At 62.3% G+C, this 20579-nt stretch carries 19 protein-coding genes and 1 riboswitch; of the genes, 4 read left to right on the plus strand and 15 right to left on the minus strand.

Annotated features, from left to right (window positions below; all coding sequences use genetic code 11):
* Position 1: 1 nt before the first annotated feature.
* Complete coding sequence (locus tag C4J94_RS19275; RefSeq protein ID WP_124387611.1) at positions 2 to 3490, plus strand: hybrid sensor histidine kinase/response regulator; 3489 nt, start codon at positions 2 to 4, stop codon at positions 3488 to 3490.
* Between the two features lie 106 nt (positions 3491 to 3596).
* Here the strand turns inward: C4J94_RS19275 and rmuC are convergent, their stop codons facing one another.
* Together rmuC and C4J94_RS19285 are read right to left on the minus strand one after the other, a co-directional pair.
* Entirely contained in the window at positions 3597 to 4961 is a 1365-nt protein-coding gene (gene rmuC, locus C4J94_RS19280) for a DNA recombination protein RmuC (protein ID WP_177413484.1), read from the minus strand.
* Between the two features lie 175 nt (positions 4962 to 5136).
* Positions 5137 to 5460: a sel1 repeat family protein gene (locus tag C4J94_RS19285; RefSeq protein WP_124387612.1), complete on the minus strand. Its 324-nt coding sequence runs from the start codon at positions 5458 to 5460 to the stop codon at positions 5137 to 5139.
* Positions 5461 to 6295: 835 nt separating this feature from the next.
* On the opposite strand from C4J94_RS19285, the gene C4J94_RS19295 reads away from it, so the two are divergent.
* From C4J94_RS19295 to C4J94_RS19305, 3 genes are all read left to right on the plus strand, one after another.
* Positions 6296 to 6520, plus strand: a complete 225-nt coding sequence (locus C4J94_RS19295; protein WP_005790139.1) for a hypothetical protein — start codon at positions 6296 to 6298, stop codon at positions 6518 to 6520.
* Between the two features lie 275 nt (positions 6521 to 6795).
* Positions 6796 to 7278: a hypothetical protein gene (locus C4J94_RS19300; RefSeq protein WP_124387613.1), complete on the plus strand. Its 483-nt coding sequence runs from the start codon at positions 6796 to 6798 to the stop codon at positions 7276 to 7278.
* 145 nt (positions 7279 to 7423) lie between these two features.
* Positions 7424 to 8701 (plus strand): OmpP1/FadL family transporter, encoded by a 1278-nt coding sequence (locus C4J94_RS19305; RefSeq protein ID WP_124387614.1) that lies wholly within the window; start codon positions 7424 to 7426, stop codon positions 8699 to 8701.
* 65 nt (positions 8702 to 8766) lie between these two features.
* On the opposite strand, the gene C4J94_RS19310 is transcribed toward C4J94_RS19305, so the two are convergent.
* From C4J94_RS19310 to cobO, 13 genes are all read right to left on the minus strand, one after another.
* Positions 8767 to 9318 carry a glutathione peroxidase gene (locus C4J94_RS19310; RefSeq protein ID WP_124387615.1) on the minus strand — a complete coding sequence of 184 codons (552 nt, stop codon included), beginning with the start codon at positions 9316 to 9318 and terminating at the stop codon, positions 8767 to 8769.
* A gap of 150 nt (positions 9319 to 9468) precedes the next feature.
* A complete protein-coding gene (locus C4J94_RS19315) occupies positions 9469 to 10677 on the minus strand; it encodes an MFS transporter (RefSeq protein ID WP_124387616.1) in 1209 nt (402 codons plus the stop codon).
* Between the two features lie 54 nt (positions 10678 to 10731).
* Positions 10732 to 11136, minus strand: coding sequence for a MarR family winged helix-turn-helix transcriptional regulator (locus C4J94_RS19320; protein WP_124387617.1), 405 nt, complete (start codon positions 11134 to 11136; stop codon positions 10732 to 10734).
* A 42-nt stretch (positions 11137 to 11178) separates the two neighbouring features.
* A complete protein-coding gene (locus tag C4J94_RS19325; protein WP_124387618.1) occupies positions 11179 to 11907 on the minus strand; it encodes an adenosylcobinamide-GDP ribazoletransferase in 729 nt (242 codons plus the stop codon).
* A 2-nt stretch (positions 11908 to 11909) separates the two neighbouring features.
* Positions 11910 to 12485: an alpha-ribazole phosphatase family protein gene (gene cobC, locus C4J94_RS19330; protein WP_124387619.1), complete on the minus strand. Its 576-nt coding sequence runs from the start codon at positions 12483 to 12485 to the stop codon at positions 11910 to 11912.
* Entirely contained in the window at positions 12482 to 13537 is a 1056-nt protein-coding gene (cobT, locus tag C4J94_RS19335) for a nicotinate-nucleotide--dimethylbenzimidazole phosphoribosyltransferase (RefSeq protein WP_124387620.1), read from the minus strand. Before cobT ends, cobC begins: the two co-directional genes overlap by 4 nt.
* Positions 13534 to 14055 (minus strand): bifunctional adenosylcobinamide kinase/adenosylcobinamide-phosphate guanylyltransferase, encoded by a 522-nt coding sequence (gene cobU, locus C4J94_RS19340; protein WP_124387621.1) that lies wholly within the window; start codon positions 14053 to 14055, stop codon positions 13534 to 13536. The genes cobT and cobU overlap by 4 nt, the downstream gene beginning before the upstream one ends.
* 140 nt (positions 14056 to 14195) lie before the next feature.
* Positions 14196 to 15647: a cobyric acid synthase gene (locus C4J94_RS19345; RefSeq protein ID WP_124387622.1), complete on the minus strand. Its 1452-nt coding sequence runs from the start codon at positions 15645 to 15647 to the stop codon at positions 14196 to 14198.
* Positions 15644 to 16633 (minus strand): threonine-phosphate decarboxylase CobD, encoded by a 990-nt coding sequence (gene cobD, locus C4J94_RS19350; protein ID WP_124387623.1) that lies wholly within the window; start codon positions 16631 to 16633, stop codon positions 15644 to 15646. The genes C4J94_RS19345 and cobD overlap by 4 nt, the downstream gene beginning before the upstream one ends.
* Positions 16626 to 17534 (minus strand): adenosylcobinamide-phosphate synthase CbiB, encoded by a 909-nt coding sequence (cbiB, locus tag C4J94_RS19355; protein ID WP_124387624.1) that lies wholly within the window; start codon positions 17532 to 17534, stop codon positions 16626 to 16628. Before cbiB ends, cobD begins: the two co-directional genes overlap by 8 nt.
* Positions 17531 to 18181, minus strand: a complete 651-nt coding sequence (gene bluB, locus C4J94_RS19360) for a 5,6-dimethylbenzimidazole synthase (protein ID WP_124387625.1) — start codon at positions 18179 to 18181, stop codon at positions 17531 to 17533. The genes cbiB and bluB overlap by 4 nt, the downstream gene beginning before the upstream one ends.
* Positions 18178 to 19560, minus strand: coding sequence for a cobyrinate a,c-diamide synthase (locus tag C4J94_RS19365; protein WP_124387626.1), 1383 nt, complete (start codon positions 19558 to 19560; stop codon positions 18178 to 18180). Before C4J94_RS19365 ends, bluB begins: the two co-directional genes overlap by 4 nt.
* Entirely contained in the window at positions 19557 to 20168 is a 612-nt protein-coding gene (cobO, locus tag C4J94_RS19370) for a cob(I)yrinic acid a,c-diamide adenosyltransferase (protein WP_124387627.1), read from the minus strand. Before cobO ends, C4J94_RS19365 begins: the two co-directional genes overlap by 4 nt.
* Positions 20169 to 20246: 78 nt before the next feature.
* A riboswitch (cobalamin riboswitch) is annotated at positions 20247 to 20482 on the minus strand.
* Positions 20483 to 20579 lie beyond the last annotated feature (97 nt).

Raw genomic sequence — 20579 nt, forward strand, 5'->3', positions numbered from 1 at the left:
CATGACGCTGTCCAGCGGGCTGATCGCCGCCGTTGCCCTGGCCTATATGGCCATTATGTTTGCCATCGCCTTTTATGGTGACCGTCGCCATGCGCCGCTGCCGCCGCGTGTGCGTGCGTGGGTCTACAGTTTGTCGCTGGCCGTGTATTGCACCAGCTGGACCTTCTTCGGCGCCGTAGGCCAGGCTGCCGAACAGCTTTGGGCTTTCTTGCCGATCTACCTGGGGCCGGTGCTGTTGCTGGTGCTAGCGCCCTGGGTGCTGCAGAAGATGATTCTGATCAGCAAGCAGGAAAACATCACCTCCATCGCCGACTTCATCGCTGCGCGCTACGGCAAATCCCAATCCCTGGCGGTCGTGGTCGCGCTGATCTGCCTGGTTGGCGTATTGCCTTATATTGCCCTGCAGCTCAAAGGCATCGTGCTTGGCGTGAACCTGTTGATCGGCTCCGGCGCCGACACCACGGGCACCCGGGCCCAGGACACCGCGCTGATCGTGTCGCTGGTGCTGGCGCTGTTCACCATCGTGTTCGGTACCCGTAACCTCGACGCCACCGAACACCACCGCGGCATGGTGCTGGCGATTGCCTTCGAATCCCTGGTCAAGCTGTTCGCATTTCTGGCGGTCGGGGCGTTTGTGACCTACGGGCTGTACGACGGTTTCGGCGATCTGTTCAGCCAGGCGATGCTCGCCCCGCGCCTGGAGGAATACTGGAAAGAGACCGTCAACTGGCCGTCGATGGTGGTGCAGACCGGCGTCGCGATGATGGCGATTATCTGCCTGCCGCGGCAATTTCATGTGACGGTGGTGGAGAACATCGACCCACAGGACTTGCGCCTGGCCAAGTGGGTGTTCCCCGCTTATCTGATCCTGGCCGCGTTGTTCGTGATCCCCATCGCCCTGGGTGGCAAGATGCTGTTGCCCGGTTCGGTGCTGCCGGACTCCTACGTCATCAGCCTGCCGATGGCCGAAGCCCACCCGGCCCTCGCCGTACTGGCCTTCATTGGCGGCGCCTCGGCGGCCACCGGCATGGTGATCGTGGCGAGCATTGCCTTGTCGACCATGGTTTCCAACGACATGCTGCTGCCCTGGCTGTTGCGTCGCTCCAGCGCCGAGCGGCCCTTTGAAGTGTTCCGCCACTGGATGCTGTCGGTACGCCGGGTCAGCATCGTGATCATCCTGCTGCTGGCCTATGTCAGCTACCGGCTGCTGGGCTCCACCGCGAGCCTGGCGACCATCGGCCAGATCGCCTTTGCCGCCGTGACCCAGTTGGCACCGGCGATGCTTGGCGCGCTTTACTGGAAGCAGGCCAACCGACGTGGCGTATTTGCGGGCCTGGCGGCCGGCACCTTCCTGTGGTTCTACACCTTGGTCCTACCGGTCACCGCGAAAAGCCTCGGTTGGTCGCTGAGCCTTTTCCCCGGCCTGACCTGGATGCATTCCCACCCATTCGGGTTCTCCGTGACCTCACTGACGTTGGGCACCGTGTTCTCGCTGGCCGGGAATTTTACGCTGTTCGTGTGGGTGTCGATGCTGTCGCGTACGCGAGTGTCCGAGCACTGGCAGGCCGGCCGCTTCATCGGCCAGGAGATCAGCCAGCGCGCGAGCGCCCGCTCCATGTTGTCGGTACAGATCAGCGACCTGCTCAGCCTGTCTGCACGCTTTGTGGGTGAGGAACGCGCCCAGCAGAGCTTTATCCGTTTCGCCTATCGCCAGGGCAAGGGCTTCAACCCCAATCAGAATGCCGACAACGACTGGATAGCCCACACCGAGCGCCTGCTGGCGGGCGTGCTGGGTGCGTCCTCGACACGGGCCGTGGTGAAAGCGGCGATTGAAGGCCGCGACATGCAGCTCGAGGATGTAGTACGAATCGCCGACGAGGCGTCCGAGGTACTGCAGTTCAACCGCGCCCTGCTGCAAGGGGCAATCGAGAACATCACCCAGGGCATCAGCGTGGTGGATCAGTCCCTCAAGCTGGTGGCGTGGAACCGGCGTTACCTGGAACTGTTCAACTACCCCGACGGTTTGATCAGCGTAGGCCGCCCGATTGCCGACATCATCCGTTATAACGCCGAACGCGGCCTGTGCGGCCCGGGCGAGGCGCAAGTGCATGTGGCGCGACGCCTGCACTGGATGCGTCAGGGCCGTGCGCATACCTCCGAGCGCTTGTTCCCCAATGGACGCGTGATCGAATTGATCGGCAACCCAATGCCCGGTGGTGGTTTTGTCATGAGTTTCACCGACATCACCGCATTCCGCGAAGCCGAACAAGCGCTGACCGAGGCCAACGAAGGCCTTGAACAGCGGGTGACCGAGCGCACCCATGAACTGTCGCAGCTCAACGTCGCGCTGACCGAGGCCAAGGGCGTGGCCGAAACCGCCAGCCAGTCGAAGACCCGCTTTCTGGCAGCGGTCAGCCACGACCTGATGCAACCGCTGAACGCCGCGCGCCTATTCTCCGCCGCCCTTTCCCACCAGCAGGAAGGCCTCTCGAACGAGGCCCGGCAACTGGTGCAGCATCTGGACAGTTCGCTGCGCTCTGCCGAGGACTTGATCAGCGACTTGCTGGACATCTCGCGCCTGGAAAACGGCAAGATCAACCCACAACGCCAGCCTTTCGCACTCAACGAGTTATTCGACACCCTGGGCGCCGAATTCAAGGCGCTGGCCCATGAGCAAGGCTTGCGCTTCCGTTTGCGCGGCAGCCGCCTGCGGGTGGACAGCGACATCAAGTTGTTACGGCGCATCCTGCAGAATTTCCTGACCAATGCCTTCCGCTATGCCGACGGCCCGGTGCTGCTCGGCGTACGTCGTCGCAAGGGCGAACTGTGCCTGGAAGTCTGGGACCGAGGCCCCGGTATCCCGCAGGACAAACAAAAAGTCATTTTCGAAGAGTTCAAGCGTCTGGACAGCCACCAGACCCGCGCCGAAAAGGGTTTGGGCCTGGGCCTGGCGATTGCCGACGGCCTGTGTCGCGTGCTCGGCCATCGCCTGAGCGTGCGCTCATGGCCGGGCAAGGGCAGCGTATTCAGTGTGCGTGTGCCGCTGGCGCGCAATCAGGTAAGCCAGCAACACCCGGCCCCCCAGGAAAACGGCCTGCCGCTGAGTGGTGCGCAGGTGTTATGCGTGGATAACGAAGAAAGCATCCTCATCGGCATGCGCAGCCTGCTCACCCGCTGGGGCTGCCAGGTGTGGACCGCTACCGGCCAGGCCCAATGCGCGGCCCTGCTGGCTGAAGGCATGCGCCCGCACGTGGCGCTGGTGGATTATCACCTGGACCACGGCGAGACCGGTACTGAGCTGATGGGCTGGCTGCGCGCAGAATTGGCCGAGCCGATCCCGGGCGTGGTGATCAGTGCAGACGGGCGCCCGGAAATGGTGGCGCAGGTGCATGCAGCGGGGCTGGATTACCTGGCCAAACCCGTGAAGCCGGCAGCGTTGCGGGCACTGCTAAGCAGACACCTGCCTCTGCAGAAAGAATGTACTCGGTAAAAATGTGGGAGGGGGCTTGCCCCCGATGGCGGTCTGTCAGTTAAAAAATCGCTGACTGTTACACCGCTATCGGGGGCAAGCCCCCTCCCACATTTCGGACTGTGCATTACTCAGGGGAATGCGCCACGCCATCCGAATCTGTCATCGCGCGTTCGAGCAAATCCGCCGGCAGGCTTTTGCTCGCACGAGCGCCAAGCAGGCGCAGCTGCTCGGTGCGACTGACCAGATTGCCGCGTCCATCCGTCAGCTTGTTACGCGCTGCGCTGTAAGCCTTGTCCAACTGTTGCAAGCGGTTGCCCACTTCGTCCAGATCCTGAATAAACAGCACGAACTTGTCGTACAGCCATCCGGCGCGCTCGGCGATTTCCCGCGCGTTCTGGCTCTGGCGCTCCTGTTTCCACAGGCTGTCGATCACCCGCAGAGTGGCCAGCAAGGTGGTGGGGCTGACAATCACGATATGACGATCAAAGGCTTCCTGGAATAGGTTCGGCTCGGCTTGCAGCGCTGCGGAAAACGCCGCTTCAATTGGCACGAACAGCAACACGAAATCCAGGCTATGCAAGCCCTCCAGGCGCTTGTAGTCCTTGCCGGCCAAGCCTTTGACGTGATTGCGCAAGGACAGCACATGCTGCTTCAACGCCGCCTGGCCGATCACTTCGTCGTCTGCGGCGACATATTGCTGGTAAGCAGTCAGGCTGACCTTGGAGTCCACCACCACCTGCTTGTCGCCCGGCAACATGATCAGCACGTCCGGCTGGAAGCGTTCGCCATCCGGGCCTTTTAGGCTGACCTGGGTCTGGTATTCGCGGCCTTTCTCAAGGCCGGCATGCTCCAGCACCCGCTCGAGGATCAGCTCGCCCCAGTTACCCTGGGTTTTCTGGCCTTTGAGGGCGCGGGTCAGGTTGGTGGCTTCGTCCGACAGGCGCAGGTTCAGTTGCTGTAGGCGCTCAAGCTCTTTGGCCAGGGAAAAGCGTTCGCGGGCTTCGTTCTGGTAGCTTTCTTCAACGCGTTTTTCAAAAGACTGGATGCGCTCCTTGAGCGGGTCCAGTAGCTGACCCAGGCGCTCCTGGCTGGTTTCGGCAAAACGCTGCTCGCGCTCATCGAAGATCTTCCCGGCCAGTTCGGCGAACTGCGCGCGCAGCTCATCCCGCGAACCTTGCAGGTCGGCGAGGCGTTGCTGATGGCTGTCCTGTTGTTCACGCAGCTCGGCGCGCAAGGCCGCGGCCAAGGCGTCAAGCCGGCGCAGCTCGGCTTCCTTGGCGCTGCGGTCCAGGTTCCAGGCGTGGGCGGCGTCGCGGGCATTGTCGCGGTCGATCTGCAGCAGCTCGACTTCGCGACGCACCGCGGCCAGGTCGGCCTGTTTGGCAGCGTTGGCCTGGCTCAAATCGCTGATCTCGTCGCGGCTGGCGTCCAATTGGGCGGCGAGCCCTTCCTGGGCCAGTTGCGCGGTCGCCAGGCGTTCTTCCAGCAACTCCCAGCCGGTGGTACGCGCGGTCAGCCGCCGTTGAATCTGCCAGCACAACGCCAATAACGGCAGCGCTGCGCCAGCAAGCCCCAGGGCGACACTGGTCCAGTCGAAAACCATAGCCATTTCTGCCATTACCCAAAAACAACAAGGTTAACCAAGCATTGCGCGGGAGGACAGCTCAGTCTTCAACCTGGCCCAGTTCACGCTGGGCACGACGGTCGCCGGCGCGGGCCGCTGAACGCAGCAGGTCGTGGCCGATACGTCGGTCGCGGGCACTTCCACATTCGCGGCACATCAATTGGCCCAGGCGGCTCTGCGCGGCCACCACCCCTTCGCGGGCAGGTTGCTTGAGCAGACGGCCAGCCAGGTGCTTGATGTTGGTGTTCTGCCCCAGGCGCGGGCTGTCGAGGAGCCACAAGGCGACTTTCAAGGAAAAACGCTTGGGCGCGGTAACAGGTTGGGGAGTGGCGGTAACAGAAGGTGATACTGAGCGAAACTTCATAAAGCACTGTGGGGCAGGACGGAAGGCGCGCCACTGTACTCTTTTTTTCGTACAGGTAAAGCTGAAAAAACGCTGCACGCCCGTTCTAGAGCAAGCGCTTGGGACAATCCACAGAAGCTGTGGATAACTCAGTGGACAACCCGGCTTTAACTCGCGCAAAGGCCCATGGAACGGGGGCCGCAGTCAAACTGACGATTTTTTCACCAATAAAAAAAAGCGAGATTTTTCATTGACTTAAATTTTGATTGCAGGCAAATGGGCAGGCTCCAGGGCGGTTGACCGTGAAGTGACATGCGCCGCGACTAATGTGCACAACTACACAGCCAATGGTTATATCGGCGGCTTTTTTTGGTCCCACAGGCTCAGGAAATGTTGCTGGCGGGTGGATGGTTCATGTTTTTTTGTAGAGACACTTCCTTTCCTTGTTTCGATCCGTTACTATCCGCGGCGTTAGTACCAAGCTGAAAGTCAATTCTGGTCGAACATATCCCTTGAACAACATGGGGTCGACCACCTCGATGGTTTCCAGGTATCACTTGCGACGACACTGCCTTTGAACAAGCAAAGGGTGCCGCCAAGTCTGCATACTCTGACCGAACCAACCTGCAAATTGATCAGGATCTTCACCCCGGGCCCAGAACCTTTGCCCTTGTTGTGTTGCCTGCCCTCCTAAGTACCTACCTGCCAGCCCAAGCGCGCCTAATTGAATAGCGCTTCAAACTGGCTGCTTTGTTCCAGACTAGGTTCTTTCGCTTGATCAATGGTGATCAGCGTTTCTGGAACGTTTTAACGTTGCACGGTTCTTATCCGTGTCATTTGTAGGAACACCAATAATATGAACGCTCAAATCCACACTCAGGATGCCATCCGCACCCTCACCAACGCTTTTGCCCCAATGAACTGCCTGATCATGGCCGCTCGCAAAGGCTGCTTCAGCTTCACCCTGGTCAACGAACACGGCATCGCACGTCACAGCGAACGCCTGTACCCCGATCAATACTCCAGCGCAGAACCGCTGCAGGCCGTGATCGAGCGTACCCGTCAGGCACTGACTGCCTGATCGACCCGAGTCGCTGAAACACAAAAACCCTGCCTGAAAAGCAGGGTTTTTTATTGCCTGGAATTTGGCTCAAGTACTTTTTACTAAGTACGAATAAATATAAACGTTATAACCAGATAAAGAAGATGTTTTAAAAACAGTCCTTTACATCACAAATATGACACTACACTTCAACTCAAGCGGCATGATCCGCTTGCGACGGGCCTGAGATCCGATTCACCGCTGCCAAGCCCCCCTTCTCAGGCCCGTCAATCATTCCATTGACTGAGGCTTGTATGGGTATTGCCGCCAGTGAATTGTGTCGTTATGTGATCAGGCCGACCTTGATGTACCTCGGCTGCCATAACCCGACCGCCGAAGCCTTGTTGCTGGGTATTGCCGCCAGCCAGTCGGAACTGGGCTCAGCCCTGCATGATCGACGCGGTCACGGCCTCTACAGCATCACCGAACCGCGTCACCGCGCGCTTTGGGACACCTACCTGGCGCTCGACCCTGAACGTGCGAGCCTGGTGCGAGGATTAGCCAGCCAACATGCATTCCTCAGTGCGCCCCAGCTGGAGTTGACGGTGAACCTGCGTTACGCCACAGCGATTGCCTGGTTGCTGGTGGAACAACACCGTCCCGCCCTGCCCGCCCCCGGCGATGTACTGGCCATGGCGCGTATCTGGAAAGAAATATTTCACCCTCAGGGCCGACTGCGAGATTTCTCCCAGGCCTGGCAAACCTGTGTATCTCCAATGAAACAGGTGGCCTGCTGACCGGGCAAATTGCAAGATTCGCCAAAAACCACGGAATTTGGTCGGATTGTCCTACAAAACCGCTCTATCTCCTGCATTACAGCCTATAGCGCGATGTTAAATTTATTGATACTTTCCGCAGCGGTGATCACACGGAGTTCTAATAATGAAAAAAGTAATGCTCAAGACCACACTTAGCCTCGCCGTTGCCATGGCCTCCTCCCAACTGTTCGCCAGCGGCTTCGCCCTGAACGAACAGAGCGTCAGCGGAATGGGTACCGGTTTCGCAGGTCGTTCTTCTTCTGCCGATGATGCAAGCACTGTCTATGGCAACCCTGCCGGTATGGCTCGCCTGAACGGCCAGCAAATCACCGGCGGTGTCGCAGCCATCGATGCTTCCACCGATATCAGCGACACCAGCGGTCGCTCCCGCGGCAGCAACAAAGGCGACATGGTGCCTTTCACCGCTGTGCCGTTCGGTTTCTACACCAATAAACTCAACGACCAGTGGGCGGTCGGCTTCGGCGTCTATGCACCGTTCGGCCTGATCACTGACTACGAAAGCGGCTTCCAGGGCCGTGGCTTCGGCAGCAAGAGCGAAGTCAAAGTCATGACCTTCCAGCCGACGGTCAGCTACGCGTTCAACGACCGCGTTTCCGTTGGTTTCGGTCCGACCATCAACCGCATTTCCGGTACGCTGGAATCGGACATCACGCTCAACCCTGCCGCGCCAGATACCAATATCAAGATCAAGGGTGATGACACCGCGCTGGGCTTCAACATCGGCGTGCTGGTACAAGCCACCGATACCACCCGCGTCGGCCTGACCTATCACTCCAAGGTCAGCTACAAGCTGGACGGCCACACCGAAGTGACCGCGCCCACCGCGACCTCGCCGTTCCTGCGCAGCAACCGCTACGACGCTTCGCTGAAGATCGATACGCCTGAGTCCTACGACCTGTCGGTGACCCAGGACCTGACCGACGCCTGGAAGCTCTATGCCGGTGCCACCTGGACCCGCTGGAGCCGCCTCAAAGACATCACCGTCAACAACGACGGCGTCAGCGGCGCAACCGGTGGCGCACTGGCCCCTGCGCTGGTAAGCACCATCAAGGAAGACCAGAACTGGCACGACACCTGGGCGTACGCCGTGGGTACTTCGTACCAGTTGACCAAGCAAGTGGTGCTGCGTACCGGCTTGACCTTCGACCAGTCGCCAACCAACAACACGGATCGCTCGCCGCGCATTCCGACCGGCGACCGCACCATCTTCAGTCTGGGCCTGGGCTACGAGGTCATGCCGAACATGACCATCGACCTGGCCTATTCCTACCTGAAGGAAGAGGACGTCAAGGTGGCACGCTCCAACCAATTGGCCAGCTACAACGCCAAGTATGAAAACAGTGCCAACGGTTTCGGCCTGGGCATGACCTACCGCTTCTGATTCGCAGCGGTATGAAAAAGCCCCGCTCTCCTGCAAGGGAGGCGGGGCTTTTCAATGGCTGGCGATCAAGGTTTGGACGCCAGCGCCTTTTCCACGGCCTCGATCAATTCCGGACTGTCGGGCTTGGTCAGGCTGGAAAAATTGGCGATGACCTTGCCCTGGCGATCCACCACGTACTTGTAGAAGTTCCACTTGGGCGGCGCGTCGGTCTGCTGCGCCAGAACCTTGAACAAATTGACCGCATCCGGCCCCCTCACCTTCTGCGGCTCGGTCATGGTGAAGGTCACGCCGTAGTTCACGTAGCAGACCTTGGCGGTTTCCTCGCCGGTCTTGGCCTCCTGCTTGAAGTCATCGGAAGGCACGCCGATCACCTCCAGACCGTCGCCCTTGTAGCGCTGGTACAAGGCCTCGAGGCCTTTGAATTGCGGGGCGAAGCCACAGAAGCTCGCGGTGTTGACGATGACCAGCGGTTTGCCTGCGAAACGCTGGCACAGGTCAATGGATTCCTTGGCCCGCAGCTTGGGCAATTGGCCTTCCAGCAACGGCGGGCAACTGGCCGCCAGGGCCACGCTGCCAATAGCCATGAGGACGGGTACAGCGAGCCAGCGCTTGCGCATATCGAAAGTCCTTGAGTCGGTTCAGGCCAACAACTTAACAGATCGCCATGCCCAACTGCATCAGCGCCAGGCCCCCTTGCTGCCAGCCCCACCAGGCCAGCAGCAACAGTATCAGCCCTGCCGCCAGGGCCATGCACCGCAGTGCTGCACTCATGCCGCCTCCATTTGCGCCTGCATCCGCGCCACCGGCCGCTCGCGCACCGGCCAGTTCAGGGCCGCAGCGAGCAGGCTGAGCAGAATCGCCACTTGCCAGATCAAGTCGTAGTTACCGGTTCGATCATAGACCACCCCGCCCAACCAGCCCCCCAGAAACGAGCCGAGTTGATGAAACAGGAACACAATCCCACCCAGCATCGAGAGGTTGCGCACCCCGAACAAAGTCGCAACCGTGCCGTTGGTCAGCGGTACGGTGGACAACCACAAAAAACCCATCGCCATGCCAAACAGGTAGGCCGTGACTTCGGTGACCGGCGCCCACAGGAACAACACGATCACCACCGCACGCAACAGGTACAAGCCGGTGAGCAAGCGCGGCTTGGACATGCGCCCGCCCAGCCAACCGGCCGTGTAGGTCCCGAACACATTGAACAGGCCGATCAGGGCCAGCACGGTGGTCCCCACCGTGGCCGGCAAATGCTGGTCCACCAGGTACGCTGGCAGATGCACACCGATAAACACCACCTGGAAACCGCAGACAAAAAAGCCGAAGGCCAGCAGCCAGAAGCCGGAATGGGAGCACGCCTCCTTCAACGCTTCGCCCAGGGTTTGCTGGCCGACCGTCACCGGCAGTGGGCGATCCTTGAGCATCGCCACCAGCGGCAGGATCAGCGCCACCATCAAGCCCAATGCCAGCAGCGCCGCGGACCAGCCCAGCCAGCCAATCAAGCCCAAGGTGCCGGGCACCATGGCGAACTGGCCAAAGGAGCCGGCGGCGCTGGCGATGCCCATGGCCATGCTGCGTTTTTCCGGCGGTACGGCGCGGCCGACCACGCCAAGGATCACCGAAAACGAGGTACCGGACAGGCCGATGCCGATCAGCAACCCTGCGCTCAATGACAATGACCACGCCGAGTCCGACATACCCATCAACACCAGGCCCACGGCGTACAGCACGCCGCCGACGAACACCGCCTTGGTCGCGCCGAAACGGTCGGCCAGGGCCCCGGTGAACGGCTGCGCCAGGCCCCAGATCAGGTTCTGCAAGGCAATGGCAAAGGCGAACGTCTCACGCCCCCAGCCAAATTCGCTGCTCATCGGCGCCAGGAACAGGCCAAAGCCGTGCCGCACGCCCAGGGACAATGCCAGGATCAGCGCACTTCCCAACAGAACCCAACCACTGGTGCGCCATATTGAGGGCATTTCTTATTCTCCGCTCGCGGGTATATACCCGCTTATAGTCGAAAAAACCGCCGTTCAGGCGAGTTCATCCAGCAAGGCCAACAAGGTTTCGCGCTTTTCGGCGCCAAGCTTATCAATCAGTTTCTGTTGCGCCGCTTCCCATGCCGGCAATGCGGCAGCCAAGCGCTGTTCACCTGCGTTGGTCAAGACCACCAGGCGGTTGCGCAGGTCATCACCTTCGACCAACTGCACCAGGCCTTCACCCTCCAGTACGCGCAGGTTGCGCCCCAGGGTGCTGCGGTCCAGGCCCATGGCCTCCGCCAGGCTGGAAATGCTCGGCTGATCCAGACGCTGCAAGTTGCACAGCAAAGAATACTGCGCAACGTTGATCCCGAAGCCGTCGAGGGCGCCGTCGTAATGCCTGCTGACGCCACGGGCGGCACGTCGCAGGTTGGTGCATAAACATTGGGAGGCAAGCATAGAGCGTGTATATACCCGGAGTTAAGGAAATGCAAGAAAGTGTTACAGCGCCAGCCCAATCAATACAGCTGTTTCGAGCAGTTCCAGCAGGGCACCGGCGGTATCGCCAGTGGTGCCACCGAGGCGGTTGACCATTAACTGGCGCAACCCGATAAAACACACGGCAGCGAGCAGTACCGCTAGGCCACCGCTGAAGCCTGCGATGAGGATGCAGGCCAGCCCACTGAGAATCAGCACCTGCTGACCGACGATCCTGGGTAAATGATCCGACAGCGCCTGACCCAACCCACCCGCACGCACATAGCGCGTGGTGAGAAACAGCGCCAGCATCGAAGCCCGGCCGATCAACGGCGCGAGAATCAGCGCAGCGCCGTTGTGTTGCTCGATCAGGGCCACCAGCGCGGTGAACTTGAGCAGCAACACCAGGCCCAGGGTGACCACGGCGATGGGCCCGCTACGGGGGTCTTTCATGATGGTGAGGGTGCGTTCGCGGTCGCCAAAGCCACCCAGCCAGGCGTCGGCGCTGTCTGCCAGGCCGTCCAGGTGCAGGCCACCGCTGAGCAGCACCCAGGCGCTCAATAGCAGCGCGGCATGCAGCAACAGTGGGGTGCCGGTTAGCAGGCTGCTCAGGCCCCACAGGAGCAGGCCAAACAGCAAGCCCACCACCGGGTAAAACAACAACGAACGCCCTAGTTCCTGCGGCTGCGGCATGCCAGGCAGGCGAATCGGCAGGCTGCTTAGGAACTGCAGGGCGATCCAGAATGGCAGCATGTTCAAGCCCCTTCCTTCAAGTTGCCATCACCCGCCACCTGCAGGCTGAACAGCCCACCGTGGCCGACTTCGACATTCAGCAAGTGTTCTCGGGGCAAACCCCGCGCGCGCGCCAACAACAGCCGCATCACGCCACCGTGGCTGATCAGCAACACGCGCTCACCGGCATAGGCCTGCTGCAGGCGTGCGACAGCGCCGAGCACCCGTTCGGAAAATGCGCTCACCGGCTCACCTTCGGGCGGCGTAAAACCGTAGGGGTCGGCCCAGAACAAGCCCAGGGCCTCGGCGTCGGTTTCCATCAGCGCCGCCGCACTCTGCCCTTCCCAGGCGCCGAAGTGCAGCTCTTGCAGGTCTTTTTCCAGGCTGACGGGAAGGTTGAGGCGCTCGCCCAATTCCTGGGCAAAGCGCGCACAGCGTTGCAATGGTGAACTGATCAGCCGGTCCCACGGCCCCTGCTCCAGTACCGCGGCGCGCATCTGCTCCCAGCCCCTGGCCGTCAACGCATCGTCCAGGCTGCCGCGCAGCCCGCCGCCCAGTTCGGTTTCACCGTGGCGCAGCAGGTCCAGGTGCAAGGTCATGCGGGGCGATCCGCCACGGCGGCTTCGGCGAACGTCGCCATCTGCCCGTGCAACGCGCAGGCCAGGCGCAACAACGGCACCGCCAACGCCGCGCCGCTGCCTTCGCCCAGGCGCAGGCCCAGGTCCAGCAGCGGCTGTGCATCGAGACTGTGCAGCACGTGACGATGGCCTGGCTCGGCGCCCCGGTGGCCGAACACCAGCCAGTCGCGACATGCCGGGTTCAAGCGCGTGGCAACCAGCGCGGCGACGCTACAGATAAACCCGTCCACCAGCACCACGATGCCTTCCTGGGCGCAGGCCAGGTAGGCACCGACCAATGCGGCAATTTCAAAGCCACCCAGGTTGAACAGCGTCTGCAACGCGTCGCCGCGCTGCGCCGCGTGCAAGGCCAGGGCGCGCTCGATGACCGCTACCTTGTGACTGACGCCCTGGGCATTCAACCCCGTGCCGGGGCCGGTCATCTCACTCACCGGGCAATCGAGCAGCGCACACGCCAGCGCACTGGCGGCGGTGGTGTTGCCGATGCCCATCTCACCACCGATAAACAGCTGGGCGCCGCCTTGCAGAGCGCGACGTGCGCTGTCTCGTCCGGCCTGCAGGGCCTGGCGACCCTGGGCCTGGGTCATCGCCGGGCCTTCGACAAAGTTGGCGGTGCCCGCGCCGAGATTCAGATGGCGTACGCCGGGCAGGTCCAGGGAGGGCGTCACCGTGCCCAGGTCGACCACTTCCAACTGCGCGTCCAGTTGCCGGGCCAATACGCTGATGGCCGCACCGCCGCTGACAAAGTTGTGCAGCATCTGCCCGGTCACGGCCTGGGGAAACGCCGACACGCCTTCGGCGACCACACCATGGTCGCCGGCAAAAATCGCGATCCACAGCTGCTCCATCGACGGCTTGACCTGTCCCTGTAAACCGGCCAGTTGCACCGCCAGCGCTTCCAGCTGGCCGAGCGAACCGGCCGGCTTGGTCAACTGCTGCTGACGTGCCAGCGCCTGCTCTTGCGCAGCGGCGTCAATAGCCTTGCAGGGGTTGAGCCACCAGGAATCCGTCATAACGCAGTACCTTTCAAAGTCAGGGGCAGGCCGGCGACCGTCAGCACCACACGCTGACACCGCTCGGCCAAGGCTTGATGCAGCCAACCGGCTTCATCCACATAACGGCGAGTCAATTCGCCCAGCGGCACGACACCGAGTCCGGTCTCGTTGCTGACAAAAATGATCTGCCCCGGCAATGCCGCCAGGGTTTCCAGCAATTGTTCGCGCTCGAAGGCAAGACGCTCGGGGTCTTCCAGCATCAGCAGGTTGGTCAGCCACAGGGTCAGGCAGTCCACCAGCAGGCAACGCTCGGCGGCGGCGTTTTCGCGCAACACCCGCGCCAGCTCGATGGGCTCTTCGATCAGGCCCCAGTGCTCGGGACGACGCTCTCGGTGCAGGGCAACGCGCTGGTTCATCTCACCGTCCAGCGGCTGGCTGGTGGCGATATACATCACCGGCAGCCCGCTGTTGCCGGCGAGTTTTTCAGCGAGGCGACTTTTGCCCGAACGAGCGCCGCCAAGAATCAATTGATGCATGAGCCACTACCTTTTTCATTCAGCCGAAAGCGTGCGCCTGGGACCGTCCATTGTGGGAGGGGCTTCAGACATTGATGCATCGGCTGATACGCCGTCATCGGGGGCAATCCCCCTCCCACATTTGTATCGTTTACAGGCCGTCAGATCCCGCACAAACGACGCAACAAGTCCGTGTCCAGATGGTTTTCCACCAGGTCCGCCAGGCGCTCGATATCGCGCTCACGCAGGGCGTGATAATCGACCTCCTGCACATCCTGCAAACCCGCCCAGCGCAGCAAGGCACTGCACGCTGCCGGTGTTTCGAACAGCCCGTGCAGGTAGGTGCCCAGGATCTGCCCGTCGGCACTCTGCGCCCCATCACTGCGCCCATCATCGAGCAGCACGGCAGCCTTCGACAGCGCTTGGCCGGTTGTCACCCCCGCATGAATCTCATACCCGCTGACCTCGGCATCCTCCAGCAACAAGCGCCCGCGCACATTACGCAACTGCTTCTCTTGCTCGAGCGTCGTACTGAATGCCAGCAACCCCAAGCCGTCGCTGGAGCCGACAGGTCCTTCCAGCCCGAGCGGGTCATGCACCTGCTCACCGAGCATCTGCAAGCCGCCACAAATTCCCAACACTTTGCCGCCATAGCGCAAATGCCGCGCCACGGCGCTATCCCAGCCATTGGCGCGCAGGTAGGACAGATCACTGCGCACGCTTTTCGAGCCCGGCAGGATGATCAGGTCGGCGGCAGGAATCGGCTGACCCGGCCCGACGAACTGCAGATCCACCTGCGGGTGCAGGCGCAGCGGGTCGAAATCCGTGTGATTGCTGATGCGCGGCAGCACCGGCACCACCACCTTGAGCACCTGGGCGGCCTTGTCGATCTGACGCTGGTCGATGCCGTCTTCGGCCTCCAGGTGCAGGTCCATCACATAGGGCAATACGCCCACCACCGGCTTGCCGGTGCGCGCTTGCAACCAGTCCAGCCCCGGTTGCAGCAGCGCAATATCGCCGCGAAAACGGTTGATGATAAAACCCTGCACCCGCGCCTGTTCGCTGGGGGACAACAATTCCAGCGTGCCCACCAGATGGGCGAACACCCCGCCGCGATTGATATCGGCGATCAACAGCACCGGGCAGTCCACCGCTTCGGCAAAACCCATATTGGCGATGTCGTTGGCGCGCAGGTTGATTTCGGCCGGCGAGCCCGCGCCTTCGACCATGACCACTCCATAGGCCTGGCTCAAACGCGTATGGGAAGCCAGCACCGCCTGCATGGCGATGGCTTTGTAATCGTGATAGGCGACCGCGTTCATGCTGGTCACGGCGCGGCCATGGATGATCACCTGAGAGCCGGTGTCACTGTTGGGCTTGAGCAACACCGGATTCATGTCGGTGTGCGGCGCCAGGTTGGCGGCCTGTGCCTGCACCGCCTGGGCCCGGCCGATCTCGCCGCCTTCGGCGGTGACCGCGCTGTTGAGCGCCATGTTCTGCGGCTTGAACGGCGCCACCGCGACGCCCTGGCGCACCAGCCAGCGACACAGCGCGGTTACCAGCGTGCTTTTGCCGGCGTCGGAGGTGGTGCCCTGCACCATCAGCGTACTCATGTGGCTTCCTTGTAAGCGGCCAGCGCCGTTTCCAGACGCTGCCAGTCGGCCTCGCTGTCGGGCAGCCCGAAACGCACGCTGCTGTCATGCACGAACAGGCGCAGCAATATGCCGCGCTGGGCCATGAATTCATGCAGGCGTTGGGCGTGCGGCGTGATCAACCATTGGAACAAGGCGCAGCCACCCTGGGGTTGAAAGCCCTGGCGCTCAAGCAGGTCGAACAGGCGCTGGCCGGCCTCGATGCACCGCGTGCGCTGGCGGGTGTGCCCGGCGCTATCGCGCAGGCATTGCTGGCCGATTACCCGTGTCGGCCCGCTGACCGCCCATGGCCCGACCTGGTCGGCGAGCAATTTGAGCAGCTTGCGTTCGGCCAGCACAAAGCCCAGGCGCACGCCGGCCAGGCCGAAGAACTTGCCGAACGAGCGCAACACGATCAAGCCGATCTGATGAGTGTGGCTGGCCAGGCTCAGGTGCGGGGTGACGTCCATGAAGGCTTCGTCCACCACAAGCCAGCCGCCACGCTGGGCCAGCCGCGCGTGCCAGTCAAGCAGGCGCTCCGGGGCCAGGCTCAAGCCGGTGGGGTTGTTGGGGTTGACCACCACCAGCACGTCGAGGCCGTCGAGAAAGAAGTCGACTTCCTGCTCCTGTACTTCGCGCACCACATAACCGGCGCGACGCCAGGCTTCGGCGTGTTCGGCGTAGCACGGCGACAGCACCCCGACCTTGCCGGAACGGCGCAGCCGCGGCAGTAACTGGATGGCGGACTGAGAACCTGGCACCGGCAACACCTGAGCGGCGCCATAGTAGTCGGCGGCCGCTTTTTCCAGGCCATCATCGGCTTCGGGCAAGCGGGCCCAGGCGCGCAAGGGAATCTCAGGGATCGGCCATGGCCAGGGCGCCAGGCCACTGGACAAATCCAGCCAATCGGCTTCGGCGATCCCGTATTCAATTGCCGCCTTGCGCAAGCGTCCACCGTGTTCAAGCATAAAATTGCGCCCCCGCGCACAGGATCAGCAGCCACAGCCAGACGCCGCGTTGCACCAGTTGCCAGCCTCGGTCGATGGCGTCAGCGTCGGCCGGCGGACCTTCGCCCAGCGGTGGACGCTGGTGCAGCTCGCCGTGATAAATCGCCGCGCCGCCCAGTTCGACGCCCAACGCACCGGCGCCAGCGGCCATTACCGGGCCAGCGTTGGGGCTGTCCCAGGTCGGGCCCTGGCTGCGCCAGCATTTGAGCGCCAGGCGCGTCTTGCCCAGCAACGCGTAGGTCAAAGCCACCAGGCGCGCAGGAATATAATTGAGCCCATCGTCGATCTTCGCCGCCGCCCAGCCGAAGCGTTCAAAGCGCTCGTTGCGATAGCCCCACATGGCGTCAAGGGTGTTGCTCAGGCGATAGAGCACCACCCCCGGCACGCCAGCGACCACGAACCAGAACAACGCGGCGAACACGGCGTCGCTGCCGTTTTCCAGCACTGACTCGGTGGCGGCGCGGGCCACTTCGGTGCGGTCCAGCTCGCTGGTCTGGCGGCTGACCAGATAACTCACGCGCTTGCGCGCTTCGTCCAGATCATCACTGCGCAAGGCTTGGGCGACCGGGATCACATGCTCTCCCAGGCTGCGCATGCCCAAGGCGCAGTACAACGCCAGGATCTCCAGCACCCAGCCGATGTAAGGGGCCCAGGACAATGCGGTCGCCAGCAGGGTCAGCGGCACCACCGCGATAAACCACGCGGTCACGCCATGGCTGCGCCAGCCACGGCCGCCGGTATTGAAACGCTGCTCGATGCGCCCGGCAAAATTGCCGAACGCCACCAGCGGATGCCAGCGCCTGGGTTCGCCCAGCAGCGCATCCAGCGCGACTGCGGCGACACACAGCAAGGCCACACTCATTGACTCACTCCCCACAGGTTTTCATACAGCATGTCGCTCAATGGCCGAGGTTCGGTCCAGCCTTCAAGCTGCAACATCGGTGCCGGATAGAACTCGGCGACCGGCCCCAGGCACAGCACCGCCAGGGGCTTGGCGCCGGCCGGCAACCCCAGCAGGTCGGCCAGGGCCTGGGGCTCGAACAATGAGACCCAGCCCATGCCCAACCCCTCGACGCGGGCTGCCAGCCACAGGTTCTGGATCGCACAGGACAAGGAAGCCATGTCCATTTCCGGCAAGGTGCGACGACCGAAGATATGCCGCTCGCGGTCGTCCATCAGGGCTGCCACCAGCACTTCGGCGCAGTCGTGGATGCCTTCGACCTTGAGCTTCATGAACTCATCGGAGCGTTCGCCCAGGGCTTGGGCAGTGCGAATGCGCTCTTGCTCCACCAGTTGTTGAATCTGGCCCCTTAACTGGCGGTCACTGATGCGGATAAAGCGCCACGGCTGCATCAAGCCGACACTGGGCGCCTGGTGGGCGGCCTGGAGCAGGCGCTGCAATAATTCAGGCGCGACGGTGCCGCCGCTGAAGTGGCGCATGTCGCGGCGTTCGGCGATGGCGCGGTAGACGGCGTCGCGGTCGGCCTGGGGGAAGGCGTTGTCGGTCATGGCGTCATCGGGGGCAAGCCCCCTCCCACAGGGGAATGCATTCCAAGGGTGGGAGGGGGCTTGCCCCCGATGACGGTGTCGGGGCCCGGCGCAAACAGTGCAGCTACCGCAACCGGACTGGACGGAAAGTAAAAGTGCACGTAGGAAGCGGTCATTCGCCCTTGCCGATAAACCGCCTCGGCGCCGCGTCCGCCATTGGGGCTCAGGCCACGGGCGATCGGCTGGCATTCGGTGCTGGTGAGGGAATGGTGGTAGGTATGCCCGCGCAACGTACCCTCGGGCAGCTCAACACTTTGCAGCGCCAGCGCCGCCAGTTTCTTTTGCATCACCGCATCGCCCTGCAACAGGCCCAGCAGTTCGGCGCGGTTGCCGTCGACATCAGTGAGCGAGTCCAGCAGATACAGCATGCCGCCACATTCGGCGAGCAAGGGCTTGCCGGCCGCATGGTGAGCGCGGATGGCGTCGAGCATCGGTGTGTTTTCCGACAGCGCCAGGTGATGCAGCTCCGGGTAACCGCCAGGCAAATAGAGGCTGTCGGCTTCAGGCAATGCGCCGTCATGGATCGGCGAAAAGAAACTCAACTCGGCACCCATCGCGCGCAACAGGTCAAGACTGGCACCGTAGGTGAATGCAAAGGCTTCGTCACGGGCCACAGCAATGCGTACCCCGGCGAGCAACGGCTCGGCGACGATCACTTGCGGCGCGGCAAACGTCACCGGCGGCGGCAAGGCAACTTCGCAACTGCTGCCCAACGCCTCGGCGGCGGCGTCCAGACGCACGTCGAGGTCATTCAGTTCGCTGGCCTGCACCAGGCCCAAGTGACGGCTGGGCAATTCGATGCCGGTTTCACGCGAAAGCGCGCCGTACCAGCGCAAGCCTTCGGTCAGGCTGCCTTCGAGCAACTGCGCGTGGCGCAAGGTACCGACACGGTTGGCGAGCACGCCGGCGAATGGCAAGTCCGGCTGGTAGCGCGCCAGCCCCAGCGCGAGCGCGCCAAAGGTTTGCGCCATGGCCGTGCCGTCGATCACCCCCAGCACCGGCACACCGAAGTGGCGCGCCAGGTCGGCGCTGGACGGCGTGCCGTCGAACAGGCCCATCACGCCCTCGATCAGAATCAGGTCGGCCTCCCCCGCCGCTTCCCACAACAAACGTCGACTTTCCTGCTCGCCGACCATCCACATGTCCAATTGATACACCGGCGCACCGCTGGCGCGTTCGTGAATCATCGGGTCGAGGAAGTCCGGCCCGCATTTGAATACGCGCACCTTGCGCCCCAGGTTACGGTGCAGGCGCGCCAACGCGGCGGTGACGGTGGTTTTGCCCTGGCCGGACGCCGGTGCGGCGATCAATACGGCCGGGCAATGACGGGGCTGATTCAAAGTTCGACGCCTTTCTGAGCCTTGATACCGGCCTGGAACGCGTGCTTGAGCATGCCCATTTCAGTGACGGTATCGCCCATTTCGATCAGCTCGGGCTTGGCGCCACGGCCGGTGACCACCACGTGCTGCATCGGCGGCCGCGCTTGCAGGTCACTGAGCACCTGGTCCAGATCGAGGTAGCCGTGCTTGAGGGCGATGTTCAATTCGTCCAGCACCACCAGGCCAATGGCAGGGTCATTGAGCATCGCCCGGGATACCGCCCAGGCCGCTTCGGCGGCGGCGATATCGCGCTGGCGATCCTGGGTTTCCCAGGTGAAGCCTTCGCCCATCACGTGGAAGCGAACCTGCTCGGGGAAACGTCGGAAAAACAACTCTTCCCCCGTACTGTGGCGGCCCTTGATGAACTGCACCACGCCGCACTGCATGCCATGCCCCATGGCCCTGGCCAACATGCCGAAGGCCGAGCTGCTTTTGCCCTTGCCATTGCCGGTCAGCACCAGCAGCAAACCGCACTCATTGGGCGAATTGGCGATGCGTTCGTCAATCACGGCTTTTTTGCGCAGCATGCGCGCCAGGTGGCGCTCGTCGCGGTCGGGGGTATCGGTCATGGCAGCTCTCCGTTGGGGCTGGACAAAAACGGCGGGCAGGAAAAAAGAAAAACAGACAGCCAAGCATCGCCCACCGTGATGCTGTTGAATGTTTCAGGCCGGTCTCCGGGCTCATGAGTGGCGCTAAGGCCGGCGCTGCGCCTTCCCATATCGTGTGGATACAGTGGCAGAAGGCAGCGTCTTGACTCATTTACCGTTGCGGGGGCAGCGCCGGAATTGCGGCGGCACTGTGTACAAGTGCGCTCACTCACCGGCTTCCCTGTTTCACTCTGTTGACGCATACGCCACAGAGCACCTGGAACAAGCCGCGAAGGTTAGTGGGTTGGGGGTGGAGCGTCAATTAAAGCTGGCCCTGTACTTGAACCATCAAGGTGATGTGCTTCTCTACCCTTACAGGTATTCAGGAGAACA

It is taken from the genome of Pseudomonas sp. R5-89-07, assembly GCF_003851685.1.
Lineage (GTDB): Bacteria > Pseudomonadota > Gammaproteobacteria > Pseudomonadales > Pseudomonadaceae > Aquipseudomonas.